Origin of the sequence: Mycobacterium sp. IDR2000157661 (assembly GCF_022317005.1) — a bacterium.
Taxonomy (GTDB): domain Bacteria; phylum Actinomycetota; class Actinomycetes; order Mycobacteriales; family Mycobacteriaceae; genus Mycobacterium.
Genome location: NZ_CP081006.1, coordinates 299495 through 313843, shown reverse-complemented (window position 1 = coordinate 313843; position 14349 = coordinate 299495). Strand labels below are relative to the sequence as shown.

Annotated in this window: 13 protein-coding genes; 11 read left to right on the top strand and 2 right to left on the bottom strand. The window is 66.3% G+C overall.

Annotated features, from left to right (window positions below):
* Positions 1–7 precede the first annotated feature (7 nt).
* Together K3G64_RS02435 and K3G64_RS02430 are read right to left on the bottom strand one after the other, a co-directional pair.
* Complete coding sequence (locus tag K3G64_RS02435) at positions 8–955, bottom strand: DUF808 domain-containing protein (RefSeq protein WP_238888745.1); 948 nt, start codon at positions 953–955, stop codon at positions 8–10.
* A gap of 44 nt (positions 956–999) precedes the next feature.
* Positions 1000–2370: an FAD-dependent oxidoreductase gene (locus tag K3G64_RS02430; RefSeq protein WP_238888743.1), complete on the bottom strand. Its 1371-nt coding sequence runs from the start codon at positions 2368–2370 to the stop codon at positions 1000–1002.
* Between the two features lie 54 nt (positions 2371–2424).
* Here K3G64_RS02430 and K3G64_RS02425 point away from each other — a divergent pair, with 54 nt between their 5' ends.
* The 11 genes from K3G64_RS02425 (at position 2425) to lpqB (ending at position 14250) form a co-directional block, all read left to right on the top strand.
* A complete protein-coding gene (locus K3G64_RS02425; protein ID WP_238888741.1) occupies positions 2425–3897 on the top strand; it encodes an amino acid permease in 1473 nt (490 codons plus the stop codon).
* A gap of 206 nt (positions 3898–4103) precedes the next feature.
* The gene (locus tag K3G64_RS02420) at positions 4104–5306 is read left to right on the top strand and encodes an alkane 1-monooxygenase (protein WP_238950352.1); all 1203 of its coding nucleotides are present in this window, start codon (positions 4104–4106) and stop codon (positions 5304–5306) included.
* A gap of 149 nt (positions 5307–5455) precedes the next feature.
* Positions 5456–6703 carry an alkane 1-monooxygenase gene (locus K3G64_RS02415; RefSeq protein WP_238888740.1) on the top strand — a complete coding sequence of 416 codons (1248 nt, stop codon included), beginning with the start codon at positions 5456–5458 and terminating at the stop codon, positions 6701–6703.
* Positions 6700–6873, top strand: coding sequence for a rubredoxin (locus tag K3G64_RS02410; RefSeq protein WP_238888739.1), 174 nt, complete (start codon positions 6700–6702; stop codon positions 6871–6873). The genes K3G64_RS02415 and K3G64_RS02410 overlap by 4 nt, the downstream gene beginning before the upstream one ends.
* Positions 6870–7055, top strand: a complete 186-nt coding sequence (locus K3G64_RS02405; protein ID WP_238888738.1) for a rubredoxin — start codon at positions 6870–6872, stop codon at positions 7053–7055. Before K3G64_RS02410 ends, K3G64_RS02405 begins: the two co-directional genes overlap by 4 nt.
* A 17-nt stretch (positions 7056–7072) precedes the next feature.
* Entirely contained in the window at positions 7073–7693 is a 621-nt protein-coding gene (gene alkX, locus K3G64_RS02400) for a TetR family transcriptional regulator AlkX (protein WP_238888737.1), read from the top strand.
* Between the two features lie 117 nt (positions 7694–7810).
* Positions 7811–9268: an adenosylhomocysteinase gene (ahcY, locus tag K3G64_RS02395; RefSeq protein ID WP_238888736.1), complete on the top strand. Its 1458-nt coding sequence runs from the start codon at positions 7811–7813 to the stop codon at positions 9266–9268.
* A 123-nt stretch (positions 9269–9391) separates the two neighbouring features.
* Positions 9392–10018 carry a dTMP kinase gene (locus K3G64_RS02390; RefSeq protein ID WP_238888730.1) on the top strand — a complete coding sequence of 209 codons (627 nt, stop codon included), beginning with the start codon at positions 9392–9394 and terminating at the stop codon, positions 10016–10018.
* Positions 10019–10157: 139 nt separating this feature from the next.
* Positions 10158–10844 (top strand): two-component system response regulator MtrA, encoded by a 687-nt coding sequence (mtrA, locus tag K3G64_RS02385; RefSeq protein ID WP_238888728.1) that lies wholly within the window; start codon positions 10158–10160, stop codon positions 10842–10844.
* Entirely contained in the window at positions 10841–12496 is a 1656-nt protein-coding gene (gene mtrB / locus K3G64_RS02380; protein WP_238888723.1) for an MtrAB system histidine kinase MtrB, read from the top strand. The genes mtrA and mtrB overlap by 4 nt, the downstream gene beginning before the upstream one ends.
* Positions 12493–14250 (top strand): MtrAB system accessory lipoprotein LpqB, encoded by a 1758-nt coding sequence (gene lpqB, locus K3G64_RS02375; protein ID WP_238888721.1) that lies wholly within the window; start codon positions 12493–12495, stop codon positions 14248–14250. The genes mtrB and lpqB overlap by 4 nt, the downstream gene beginning before the upstream one ends.
* Positions 14251–14349 lie beyond the last annotated feature (99 nt).

The following is a 14349-nucleotide window of genomic DNA, read 5'->3' as shown; positions in this document are numbered from 1 at the left end:
AACCGCCTCAGTGGTGTGCGTCGTCCTTGCGGCGGCCGAACGGCAACACGTGCATGACAGCGACGACGATCGCGCCGACCACCAGGCCGATCACCGCGGATGCGGCGGTGTTGACCAGCCACGCGAGCACACCGCCGATTCCTGGTACCGCGTGATGCACGGCTTCCTCGAGGTGGTGTACGACGCTGTAGGGCAGGTGCCAACCCAGTTCGTCGGTGCCGACGAGCAATATGTGGCCACCGACCCACAACATCGCCACCGTGCCGATCAAGGCCAGCGCGGCGAGCAGCTTCGGCATGAACGCGACCAGGCCACGCCCGACCCGTTGGGCCGCCTTCGACGATCGCTGCGTGAGGCGCAGGCCCACGTCGTCCATCTTCACGATGCCCGCGACCACGCCGTACACCGCGGCGGTGATGACGAAGGCGACGACGACCAGGATGATCAGCCGCGGCCAGAACGATTGGTCCGCCACCTCGTTCAGCGCGATCACCATGATCTCGGCGGACAGGATGAAGTCGGTGCGAATCGCCCCCGTGATCATCAGTTTCTCGGCGTCCGCACCGACCGCGGCGACCGGTGCGGCGTGCGCGTCATGCCCGCGGATCCGGCCCCAGACCTTCTCAGCGCCTTCGAAGCACAGATACGTTGCGCCGATCATCAGGATCGGTGTCAGCAACTGCGGCAGGAACTGACTGAGCAGCAACGCCGCCGGCAGGATGAACAGCAGCTTGTTGCGCAGCGACCCGATCGCGATGCGTTTGATGATCGGCAGTTCGCGTTCGGCCGCGAGGCCGTGCACGTATTGCGGCGTCACCGCGGTGTCGTCGACCACCACGCCCGCCGCCTTTGCGGTGGCACGCCCTGCAGCGGCGCCGATGTCGTCGACCGAAGCGGCGGCCAACCGGGCCAGGACGGCGACGTCGTCGAGAAGCGCGAACAGGCCGGCGCTCATCGCATCCTCTTCATGGGTGTCGAAAGTACCCGCTGCGCGCTGTCTTACGCAGACTGCGTCACGGCGGCCGGCTGCTTACCTGCCCGCTTCTCGGCCAGCCACAACCGCATGTTGTGCCGTATGGTGCGCCCCACCAGCCGAGCCGACGGCACCATGTACAGGCTGTCGAGCAGGCTGAATCTCCGCAGGAACCATTCAGCGAGAACGGGATCCGTCTCGGCGGCGCCGAGGAACTGGTCGAACAGGCTGCCGACCGGCTTGTACCACCGCGGCGTCGGCCCGCTCGCGCGGTGCAGCGTCAGGTCGCCGATGGCGTTCATCTGCCATACCGGGAACGTGGACTTGGCCGTCGCGCGTATGGTCTCGCGGAACACGTCGGCACCCGGCGTGGCCAGCGCCCGCCTGAGATGACCCGCCTGCAGTGAGGTCATCGTCATGCCCTGGCCGTAGGTCGGGTTGAAGCTGACGACCGCGTCACCGAACGGCAGGACGCCTGCGGGGAAGCGGTCCATCTTGTCGAAGCGCCGCCACCGGCTCGTCGGGTACTTGTGGAACGCCATCTCGCCGAGCGGCGTGCCCGCCCGCAGCGCCGACGACACATGGGCGGGCAGGATCTCGTCGGCAAGGTCGCACATTCGCGCGAAGTCCTGCGGCGGCTGCACCCGGCCGACGCCGAAGGTGGTGACGTTCCAGACACCGTCCTCGTAGAAAAGCATTCCCAGGCCCAGGGGCTGCTCGTTCGACGCGCCGGCGACCACCACCTTCTCGGTCAGCATGCCGTCGGGAACCTGCACCCGCTGGCTCGAGTAGCCGATACCGACGTTGACGGCGTCCTCGCGCGGCCGTCCGTAGCCCCACTTCTCCAGCCACACCGGAAGCCGGGTACCGCGGCCGGTCGCGTCGACGACGAGGTCGGCAGGCACGGTCTCGCCGTCAGCGAGCAGTACGCCCGTGACCTGCTCCCGCGCGGCGTCGTAGACGGGTTCGTCGACGCCCGCGTGCACGACGTCGACGTTGTCGATGGCCAGCACCCGGCGGCGGATCTGCCACTCCAGTTGCGGGCGGCTCGGCACGTAAGCGGTGAATTCGTCCTGCAACCGGTGCGCCGTGCCCAGCACATGGCCGGCGGCGCCGAAGTGAATGCAGTCGGGTCGGTTCTCCAGAATCGGCACACCGTCGGCCACCATGCCCTCGAGCAGGCCGGGGAAGTGGCTCTCGAACTCCTCGGCGCCGCGGGCCATCAGCAGGTGGACGTGGCGGCCCTGTGGAACCGCGGCCCGGTTCTGCGGGCCGTCGGGCAGGTCGTCGCGTTCGTAGACGGTCACCCGGTCGGTGACATCGGAGAGCACCCGGGCGGCGCACAAGCCAGCGAGGCTGCCGCCGATCACGATAGCGTGTTTATAAGTCCGCCCCACTGGGTGCACAGTACTAGCTGAATCGCGGGCACGGCACTCACGGGAGGACGCGTCATGGCTCGACGGACAAAGTCGGTGGAGCAGTCGATCGCGGACACCGATGAACCGGACACCCGGTTGCGCAAGGACCTCACGTGGTGGGACCTCACCGTCTTCGGCGTCTCGGTCGTGATCGGGGCCGGTATCTTCACCATCACCGCGTCGACGGCGGGCAACATCACCGGTCCGGCGATCTCGGTCTCGTTCGTGCTCGCCGCGATCGCCTGCGGGCTGGCGGCGCTCTGTTACGCCGAGTTCGCCTCGACTGTTCCGGTGGCGGGGAGCGCCTACACGTTCTCCTATGCCACCTTCGGCGAGTTCGTGGCCTGGATCATCGGCTGGGATCTGATCCTGGAATTCGCCGTCGCCGCGGCGGTGGTGGCCAAGGGCTGGTCGAGCTATCTGGGTGAGGTGTTCGAGTTCGGCGGCGGCACAGCACAATTGGGTCCGCTGCAGCTGGACTGGGGCGCGCTGCTGATCATCGCGTTCGTCACGGCCATCCTCGCCTTGGGCACCAAGCTCTCGGCGGGGGTGAGCCTGGTGATCACCGCGATCAAGGTGGGCGTCGTCCTGCTGGTGGTCTTCGTCGGCGCGTTCTACGTCAACGCCGCGAACTACTCGCCGTTCATCCCGCCGGGTGAGCCGGCCGGGGCGGGTGAAACCGACGCCGAGCAGTCGTTGTTCTCGCTGCTCACCGGAGCCGACGGCAGCAACTACGGCTGGTACGGCCTGCTGGCCGGCGCCTCGATCGTGTTCTTCGCCTTCATCGGCTTCGACATCGTCGCCACCACCGCCGAGGAGACCAAGAACCCGCAACGCGACGTCTCGCGCGGCATTTTGAGCTCGCTGGCCATCGTGACCGTGCTCTACGTCGCGGTCGCGGTGGTGCTGACCGGAATGGTGAACTACACCGAACTGCGCGATGCGGGCGAGCGCGCGAACCTCGCCACGGCGTTCACCGCCAACGGCGTCGATTGGGCGGCCAAGGTCATCTCGATCGGCGCGCTCGCCGGCCTGACGACCGTGGTGATCGTGCTGGTGCTCGGCCAGACGCGGGTGCTGTTCGCGATGTCGCGCGACGGCTTGCTGCCGCGGCGAATGGCCAAGACCGGTCGGCGCGGCACACCGGTGCGCATCACCTTGATCGTCGGCGTGCTGGTCGCCGTGACGGCGTCGGTGTTCCCGATCGACCGGCTAGAAGAGATGGTCAACATCGGCACGCTGTTCGCCTTCGTGATGGTGTCGGCCGGCGTGATCGTGTTGCGCCGGACCCGGCCCGACCTCAAGCGGGGCTTCCGCGCACCGGGTGTGCCCTGGCTGCCGATCGCGGCGATCGTGGCCTGCGTGTGGCTGATGCTCAACCTCACCGCGCTGACCTGGGTCCGCTTCCTGGTCTGGATGGGCATCGGGGTGGCCCTCTACTTCGTCTACGGCCGCAAGAACTCGGTGCTGGGGCGTCGCGAGGCCGGCGAGGCCACGCGGGTGTAGGACGCTCGCGCTGCGGGGGGACGAGCGCTCAGCCTCGTACACCGCAGCGGCCGGAAACCGTGCAAACCTGCGCGCTCATGCTGGATCCGTGGACCCAGATCTTTACAAAGTGTGACCATATGTCTAGACAGCCGACAGAACGCCTCCTATAGTCAAGACAAAGCGGTGATGGCACTCACACGAGGAGGCACGAAGTGACCACGCAGATGTCCGAACTCGAGGTCGCGCAGTGGCGCGACAAGAAGCGCTACCTCTGGCTGATGGGACTGATCGCGCCGACGGCGCTGTTCGTCATGCTCCCGCTGGTCTGGGCGTTCAACCAGTGGGGCTGGCACGCTGCGGCGCAGGTGCCGCTGTGGATCGGTCCCATCCTGCTCTTCATCCTGCTGCCCGCGCTGGACATCAAGTTCGGGCCCGACGGACAGAACCCGCCGGACGAGGTGATCGAGCGGTTGGAGAACGACAAGTACTACCGCTACTGCACCTACATCTACATCCCGTTCCAGTACGCCAGCGTTCTACTGGGCGCCTACCTGTTCACCGCCTCCGATCTGAGCTGGCTCGGCTTCGACGGCGGTTTGAGCTGGTTCGCCAAGATCGGCGTGGCCTTGTCGGTCGGTGTGCTCGGCGGCGTCGGCATCAACACCGCACACGAGATGGGACACAAGAAGGACTCGCTGGAGCGCTGGTTGAGCAAGATCACGCTGGCGCAGACCTGCTACGGCCACTTCTACATCGAGCACAACCGCGGCCACCACGTCCGCGTCGCCACCCCGGAGGATCCCGCCTCGGCCCGCTTCGGTGAGACGTTCTGGGAATTCCTGCCGCGCAGCGTGTTCGGCAGCCTGCGCTCGGCGTGGGAGCTGGAGGTCAAGCGACTGGAGCGCGCGGGCAAGAGCAAGTGGCACTGGTCCAACGACGTGCTCAACGCCTGGGCGATGTCGGTGGTGCTGTACGGCGTTCTGATCGCGGTGTTCGGCTGGGCGTTGATTCCCTACATCCTGATCTCGGCCGTGTTCGGCTTCTCGCTGCTGGAGACGGTCAACTATCTCGAGCACTACGGCCTGCTGCGGCAGAAGACCTCGAACGGTCGCTACGAGCGGTGCGCACCGGTGCACAGCTGGAACTCCGACCACATCGTGACGAACCTGTTCCTGTACCACCTGCAGCGCCACAGCGATCACCACGCCAACCCGACGCGGCGGTACCAGACGCTGCGCAGCATGGAGGGCGCGCCGAACCTGCCGAGCGGGTACGCGTCGATGATCGCGCTGACATACGTTCCACCGCTGTGGCGCAAGGTGATGGACCACCGGGTGCTCGAGCACTATGACGGCGACATCACCCGAGTCAACATCCACCCTCGGGTTCGCGACAAGGTGCTGGCGAAGTACGGGGCAGAGGCATGAGCTGTAGCGTCACGCTGACGCAATTCGCGACTGCCAGTCGTTCGTTACGGAAAGGATATTTTACAAACACCAAAATCTGTCTAGACGCGAGACAAATGGAAAATTACAGTCAACCCGTCGGGTGAAGTCAGTGACAAGGGAGGGGTCAAGTGACTGCGCAGCTTTCCGACGTCGACCTGAGACAGTGGCGCGACAGGAAGCGCTACCTCTGGTTGATGGGTCTTATAGCACCCACCGCGTTGTTCTGGATGATTCCCGTGGTGTGGGGCTTGAATCTGCTCGGCTGGCATGCAGCCGCGCAGGTGCCGTTCTGGATCGGACCGATCCTGCTGTTCATTCTGCTACCCGCGCTGGATTTCAAGTTCGGGCCCGACGGACAGAATCCGCCCGACGAGGTCATGGAGCAGTTGGAGAACGACAGGTACTACCGCTACTGCACCTATGTCTACATCCCGTTCCAGTACGCCAGCGTTATCGCCGGCGCGTATGTGTTCACCGCATCCGACTTGACTTGGCTCGGCTTCCAGAGCGCATTGGGCTGGCCGGCAAAAATCGGGCTGGCGCTGTCGGTGGGCGTTCTGGGTGGGGTCGGGATCAACACCGCGCACGAACTCGGCCACAAGAAGGACGCGCTCGAGCGGTGGTTGTCGAAGATCACTTTGGCGCAGACTTGCTACGGCCACTTCTACATCGAGCACAATCGTGGCCATCACGTCCGGGTGGCCACTCCTGAGGATCCCGCGTCGGCCCGCTTCGGCGAGTCGTTCTGGGAGTTCCTACCGCGCAGCGTCTGGGGGAGTCTGCGTTCGGCATGGCGGCTCGAAAAGCAGCGGCTTCGTCGGCTCGGCAAAGGTCCATTGCACCTCAACAATGATGTGCTCAATGCGTGGCTGATGTCTGCGATCCTCTGGGGTGCGTTGATCGCCGGCTTCGGTCCGTCGTTGATCCCGTACGTCATCATTCAGGCGATCTTCGGATTTTCACTGCTGGAAGCCGTCAACTATCTCGAGCATTACGGGTTACTACGGCAGAAGACCGACAGTGGCCGTTACGAGCGTTGTGCGCCGGTACACAGCTGGAACTCGGATCACATCGTGACCAATCTGTTTCTCTATCACCTTCAGCGGCACAGCGATCACCACGCCAACCCGACACGTCGCTATCAAACCTTGCGCAGCGTGCAAGGCGCGCCGAACCTGCCCCGCGGATACGCTTCGATGATCGCGTTGACATATGTGCCCGCATTATGGCGCAGGGTGATGGATCACCGGGTGCTCGAGCACTACAACGGTGACGTCACCCGGGTGAATCTGCACCCGCGCGTACGCAGCAAGGTGCTTACCAAATACGGTGCCGGCAACGAGGTCTCACGCAGCGAGGGTGGAGCCGCAACATGACCGCTTACCGTTGCCCGGTTTGTGATTTCGTCTACGATGAAGCGAAAGGTGCTGCGCGAGAAGGGTTCCCACCTGGAACTACATGGGATCAAATCCCTGACGACTGGTGCTGTCCGGACTGCGCAGTCCGCGAGAAGGTCGACTTCGAAGAGATTGGGGTGAAGCAGTGAACGAGCCATATCGGCTGTTCGTCTGCGTACAGTGCGGATTCGAGTACGACGAGGCGAAAGGGTGGCCAGAGGACGGCATCGATCCCGGCACTCGGTGGGATGACATCCCCGATGACTGGAGTTGCCCGGACTGCGGTGCGGCTAAGTCGGACTTCGAAATGGTGGAGGTCGCGCGGCCGTGACCGCTAGCGTCGCGCGTGTGACTGGACCCCGAGATCGGCGGGTTTCCTACGCCGAAGCGTCGCGGGTTCTGCTGCGCGACTCGATCCTGGACGGCATGCGCGATCTGCTTCTCGTGCGCGACTGGTCGTCGATCACGTTGTCCGACGTCGCCAAGACCGCAGGAATCAGCAGGCAAACGATTTACAACGAGTTCGGGTCGCGCCAAGGTCTCGCGCAGGGCTATGCGCTGCGATTGGCCGACCGGCTGGTCGACCAGATCGACGACGCCATCTTCACCAACACGGGCGACATCTACACCGCGTTCTTGCACGGGTTCCAGGACTTCTTCACCGAGTCGGCGGCCGACCCGCTGGTCATCTCGTTGCTGGACGGCAGCACCAAGCCCGATCTGCTGCAGCTCATCACCACTGACAGCGCGCCGATCATCACGCGCTGCTCGACGCGGTTGACCGACTTGTTCATGAACAGTTGGGTCCGGGCCAGTGCAGAGGACGCCGGGGTGCTGGCCCGTGCGATAGTCCGACTCGCCATGAGTTACGTGTCGATGCCGCCCGAGGCCGACCATGACGTGGCACATGACCTGGCCAGATTGATGACGCCGTTCGCCGAACGCTACGGTGTCATGGACACCCCTTAGCTGTCAGAGCGCGTCAGGCGCCTGTCCCGCGAGCCCGCAGGCTAGGGGTTTCGCACGGATGTCGCCTTCGCGCGTCCGCGCGTTCCTTGGCAACAGACGAACGAAGAAGGGCTCTTCATGACCGAGTTGAAAGCTGACACTCTCAACGGAATCGACTTCAAGGTGGCCGACCTGTCGCTGGCCGAGTTCGGCCGCAAGGAGATCCGCCTCGCCGAGCACGAGATGCCCGGCCTGATGGCGCTGCGCGAGGAATACCACGATGTGCAGCCGCTCAAGGGCGCGCGGATCTCGGGCTCGCTACACATGACCGTGCAGACCGCGGTGCTGATCGAGACGCTGACCGCGCTGGGCGCCGAAGTGCGCTGGGCGTCGTGCAACATCTTCTCCACCCAGGACCACGCGGCGGCGGCCGTCGTGGTCGGCCCCCACGGCACGCCGGAGGAGCCCAAGGGGACGCCGGTGTTCGCGTGGAAGGGCGAGACGCTCGAGGAGTACTGGTGGGCCGCCGAGCAGATGCTCACGTGGGAAGGCGAGCCCGCCAACATGATCCTCGACGACGGCGGCGACGCCACGATGATGGTGCTGCGCGGCGCGCAGTACGAGAAGCAGGGTGTTATCCCGCCCGCCGAGGAGGACGACGCGGCGGAGTGGAAGGTGTTCTTGAGCGTTCTGCGGGAGCGCTTCGAGACCGACAAGACCAAATGGACCAAGATCGCCGAGGCCGTCAAGGGCGTCACCGAGGAGACCACCACCGGCGTGCTGCGCCTGTACCAGTTCGAGGCCGCCGGCGAGCTGCCGTTCCCGGCGATCAACGTCAACGACTCGGTCACCAAGAGCAAGTTCGACAACAAGTACGGCACCCGCCACTCGCTGATCGACGGCATCAATCGCGGCACCGACGTGCTGATCGGCGGCAAGAAGGTGCTGATCTGCGGCTACGGCGACGTCGGCAAGGGCTGCGCGGAGTCGCTCGCCGGTCAGGGCGCGCGGGTGGCGGTCACCGAGATCGACCCGATCAACGCGCTGCAGGCGCTGATGGACGGCTTCGACGTCGTCACCGTCGACCAGGGCATCGCCGAGGCCGACATCGTCATCACCTCGACCGGCAACAAGGACATCATCACCCTCGAGCACATGCGGGCGATGAAGGACCAGGCGATCCTGGGCAACATCGGCCACTTCGACAACGAGATCGACATGGCCGCGCTCGAGCGGTCGGGGGCCAAGCGGCTCAACATCAAGCCGCAGGTCGACCAATGGATCTTCGACGACGGCAAGTCGATCGTCGTGCTGAGCGAGGGCCGGCTGCTGAACCTGGGCAACGCGACGGGCCACCCGTCGTTCGTGATGAGCAACAGCTTCTCCAACCAGGTGATCGCGCAGATCGAGCTGTGGACCAAGAACGACGAGTACGACAACTCGGTGTACCGGTTGGCCAAGCACCTCGACGAGAAGGTCGCGCGCATCCACGTGGAAGCACTCGGTGGCACGCTGACCAAGCTCACCAAGGAGCAGGCGGAGTACATCGGCGTCGACGTCGAGGGCCCCTACAAGCCGGAGCACTACCGCTACTGAGTCCCCAGTAGACCCGTCGGACTGTCTCCTGCGTTCCGCCGTGGGGCCAGGCAGGTCGCGATCTTCACGAAAACTCGCGATGTGCCCGCAGTTTCGCGTTGTAGGGCCGCTACGCTGCCGTGCGTGCTCATCGTGATCGAAGGCGTCGACGGCGCGGGCAAGCGCACGCTTACCAATGGCTTGCGCGCGGCCTTCGAGGCGAACCGCAAGTCCGTCGCAAGCCTGGCCTTCCCGCGCTACACGCGGTCGATCACCGCCGACATCGCCGCCGAGGCCCTACACGGCGAGCACGGCGACCTCGCGTCGAGCGTCAACGCCATGGCGGTCCTGTTCGCCCTCGACCGCGCCGGCGCGAAGGCCGAGATCGCCGACCTGAAAGCCGCCCACGACGTCGTCATCCTCGACCGCTACGTCGCGTCCAACGCCGCCTACAGCGCTGCGCGCCTGTATCAGGGCGCCGACGGTCCGATCGTCGAGTGGGTGCGCGACCTCGAGTACGGAAGGCTGGGACTCCCCGAGCCCGACCGGCAGATTCTGCTCGCGGTCCCGACTGAACTCGCGGCCGAACGCGCCGAGCACCGCGCCCGCCACGAGGCCGACCGCGCCAAGGACGCCTACGAACGCGACGACGGTCTGCAGCGACGCACCTCGGAGGTCTACGCGGCGTTGGCCGCCGCCGACTGGTGTGGGCGGTGGACGGTCGCCGGGCCCGACGTCGATCCGGCGGCGCTCGCCTCCGAGATCATCTAGCCCGAGTGTGCGCACAGATCGCGAAACTCGCCGGAAGCGGTCTGCAGCGCGATCTGGACTCACACCAGCCGACCCAAACCCGGTCAACACGCAAAACGCCCAGTGTGGTAGCCGGGGTTTATCGCAATTCGGTGACACCATGGACTCCATGAGGCAAAGGATTCTGGTTGTCGACGACGATCCCTCGCTGGCAGAGATGCTCACCATCGTGCTGCGGGGCGAAGGCTTCGACACCGCCGTCATCGGCGACGGCACGCAGGCGCTCACGGCGGTCCGCGAATTGCGGCCCGACCTGGTGCTGCTCGACCTGATGCTGCCGGGCATGAACGGCATCGACGTGTGCCGTGTGCTGCGCGCGGACTCCGGGGTGCCGATCGTCATGCTGACGGCCAAGACCGACACCGTCGACGTCGTGCTCGGGCTGGAGTCCGGTGCCGACGACTATGTGATGAAGCCGTTCAAACCGAAGGAACTCGTCGCGCGGGTGCGCGCGCGGTTGCGCCGCAACGAGGACGAGCCCGCCGAGATGCTGTCGATCGGCGATATCGAGATCGACGTACCGGCCCACAAGGTCACCCGTCAAGGAGAGCAGATCTCGCTGACTCCGCTGGAGTTCGACCTGCTGGTGGCGCTGGCACGTAAACCCCGGCAGGTGTTTACTCGTGATGTGCTGCTCGAACAGGTGTGGGGGTACCGTCATCCCGCTGACACCCGTTTGGTGAACGTCCATGTCCAGCGTCTCCGGGCCAAGGTCGAGAAGGACCCGGAGAACCCGCAGGTGGTGCTGACCGTTCGAGGAGTGGGGTACAAGGCCGGACCCCCATGATCTTCAGCTCGAGACGGCGCATCCACCGGCGTTCGGCACCACTTGTACGCGGACTGGGCGCGCTGGGTCGAGCGATGAGTCTGGCCTGGCGGCGTTCGCTGCAGCTGCGCGTCGTCTCGTTGACACTCGGCCTCTCGCTGGCCGTCATCCTGGTCCTCGGCTTCGTGCTGACCAGTCAGATCACCGATCGGATCCTCGAGGTCAAGGTGCGCGCTGCGACCGAGGAGGTCGACCGGGCCCGCGGCACGGTCAGCGGCATCGTCGGCGGTGAGGAGACCCGTTCCCTGGACAGCAGCCTGCAGTTGGCCCGCAACACGCTCATCGACCGCAGCGGCGATTCGGGCAACGAACTGGCAGGCGCGTTCGACGCGGTGCTCGTGGTGCCGGGCGACGGCCCCCGCGCCGCGACCGCCGCCGGGCCCGTGCAGCAGGTGCCCGATTCGCTGCGCGAATTCGTCAAGGCCGGCCAGGTCAGCTACCAGTACGCCACGGTGCGGACCGATCGCTTCTCCGGTCCGGCGCTGATCGTCGGCAGCCCGACCGGATCGTCGACGTCATCGGTGACCAACCTCGAGTTGTACCTGATCTTCCCGTTGAACAACGAGGAGTCCACCATCTCGCTGGTGCGCGGCACGATGGCCACCGGCGGCGTCGTGCTGTTGGGCCTTCTCGCCGCCATCGCGCTGCTGGTGGCCCGCCAGATCGTGTTGCCGGTGCGGTCGGCCTCGCGCATCGCCGAACGGTTCGCCGAAGGACATCTCACCGAGCGGATGCCCGTGCGCGGCGAGGACGACATGGCGCGGCTGGCGGTGTCGTTCAACGACATGGCCGAAAGCCTGTCGCGCCAGATCACCCAGCTCGAGGAGTTCGGCAACCTGCAGCGCCGATTCACCTCCGACGTCAGCCACGAGCTGCGCACACCGCTGACCACGGTGCGCATGGCCGCCGACCTGATCCACGACCACAGCGAGGAACTCGACCCCGCGCTGCGTCGTTCAACGGAGTTGATGGTCAACGAATTGGACCGCTTCGAGACACTGCTCAGCGACCTGCTCGAAATCTCGCGCCACGATGCCGGTGTCGCCGAACTGTCGGTCGAGTCGGTGGATCTGCGCTCGACGGTGCAGAACGCCCTGGACAACGTCGGGCACCTGGCTGCCGACGCCGGAATCGAGCTGATCGTCGACACACCCGCCGACGAGGTCATCGCCGAAGTCGACTCGCGCCGCGTCGAACGCATCCTGCGCAACCTCATCGCCAACGCGATCGACCACGCCGAACACAAACCCGTGCGTATCCGGATGGCCGCCGATGACGACACCGTGGCCGTCACCGTGCGCGACTACGGCGTCGGGCTGCGTCCGGGCGAGGAGAAGCTGGTGTTCAGCCGGTTCTGGCGTTCCGACCCGTCGCGGGTGCGCCGCTCGGGCGGGACCGGGCTGGGCCTGGCGATCAGCATCGAGGACGCCCGGTTGCACCAGGGCCGCCTCGAAGCGTGGGGTGAGCCCGGCAAGGGCGCCTGCTTCCGGCTGACCCTGCCGCTGGTGCGCGGCCACAAGGTGACCACCAGCCCGCTGCCGATGAAGCCCGTCGAGCCCGAACACCCGCCGCAGCGCACCAGGGAGCGCGAGCCAGCCCAGGAGACGGTGTGAAGCGCCTGCTAGCCGGGTTGTGGCTGCTGGTGATCGTGATCGCAGGGTGCGCAGGCGTGCCGAGTTCGTCGGCGCCGCAGGCCATCGGGACCGTCGACCGGCCCGCGCCGCCGAGCCTGCCCAAGCCGACACCGGGAATGGATCCCGACGTGTTGCTGCGCGAGTTCCTCAAGGCCACCTCGGATCCCGCCAATCGCCACCTGGCGGCCCGGCAGTTCCTCACCGAAGCCGCCTCGAGCGCATGGGACGACGCCGGCAGCGCCCTGCTGATCGACAACGCGGTGTTCGTCGAGACCCGCGAACCCGAGCGGGTGTCGGTGACCATGCGCGCCGACCTACTCGGATCGCTTTCGGACATGGGCGTTTTCGAGACACGTGAGGGCGCGCTGCCCGATCCCGGACCGATCGAACTGGTCAAGACGTCGGGTGGATGGCGCATCGACACGTTGCCCAACGGGGTGTTCCTCGATTGGCAACAGTTCCAGGCCACCTACAAACGCCACACCCTGTACTTCGCCGACCCCACCGGCAGCACGGTGGTGCCCGATCCCCGCTACGTCGCGGTCTCCGAGCCCGACCAGCTGGCCACCGAACTGGTGAGCAAGCTGATTGCCGGTCCCCGTCCCGAGATGGCCAACGCGGTGCGCAACCTGCTGGGCCCGCCGTTGAAGTTGCGGGGGCCGGTGACCCGCGCCGACGGCGGCAAGATGGGCGTCGGCCGCGCCTACGGAGGTGCGCGCATCGACCTGGAAAACCTCGCGACCACCGATCCGCACAGCAGGCAACTGCTTGCGGCGCAGATCATCTGGACGCTGAACCGGGCCGGCATCAACGGGCCGTATGTGATCAACGCCGACGGAGCCCCGCTCGACGACCGGTTCGCCGACGGCTGGGAGACCTCCGACGTGGCGGCGACCGATCCCGGCGCGGCCTCCGGTGCGGCGGCGGGCCTACACGCGCTGGTGGGCGGATCGCTGGTGGCGCTGGACGGGCAGCGCACCCCGCGTGTCCCTGGCTCGTTCGGGCAGATGTCGAATCAGGTGGCGGCGGCGGTGTCGCGCGCCGGGCAGGAGGCCGCGTCGATCGTCGCGCTGCGCCGAGGCGCACCCGACATGGCGTCGTCGCTGTGGGTCGGCCCGTTGGGGGGCAGCGCATCGCAGGTGCTGGACGCCCGCAACCTGACGCGGCCCAGCTGGTCTCTCGACGAGGCGGTGTGGGTCGTGGTCGACGGAAACAACGTCGTGCGGGTCATCCAGGACGCATCGGGATTGCCGGCGCGGATACCGGTGGACTCGACCTCGGTGTCGACCCGATTCCCCGGTGTCATCACCGAACTGCAGCTGTCACGCGACGGCACCCGCGCGGCCATGGTCATCGACGGCCAGGTCGTGCTCGCCGGGGTCGAACAGACACCCGGCGGCGGATATGCGCTGACCTACCCGCGCCGGCTGGGTTTCGGGTTGGGCAACACCGTCGTGTCGGTGTCGTGGCGCACCGGCGACGACATCGTCGTCAGCCGCACGGATCCGCAACACCCGGTCTCGTACATCAACCTCGACGGCGTCAATTCCGACGGCCCGGGCCGCAACCTGCTGATGCCGGTCACGACCGTGGCCGCCAACCCGTCCACGGTGTACGTCGCCGACGGCCGTGGCGTGCTGCAGTTGTCCGGTTCGGTCGCCGAGGACAACCCGGCGTGGACGGAGGTGCGCCCGCTGATGGCGGCCGGGGCGATCCCCGTGCTGCCCGGCTGACCCGGGCAACGGAAAACACCCGCGGACCGATTGAACCGGATCCCGCTATCGCCCGTTGTGCTGACAGAACGACGCCGCAGGCGTTCCCATCAGCCAGGG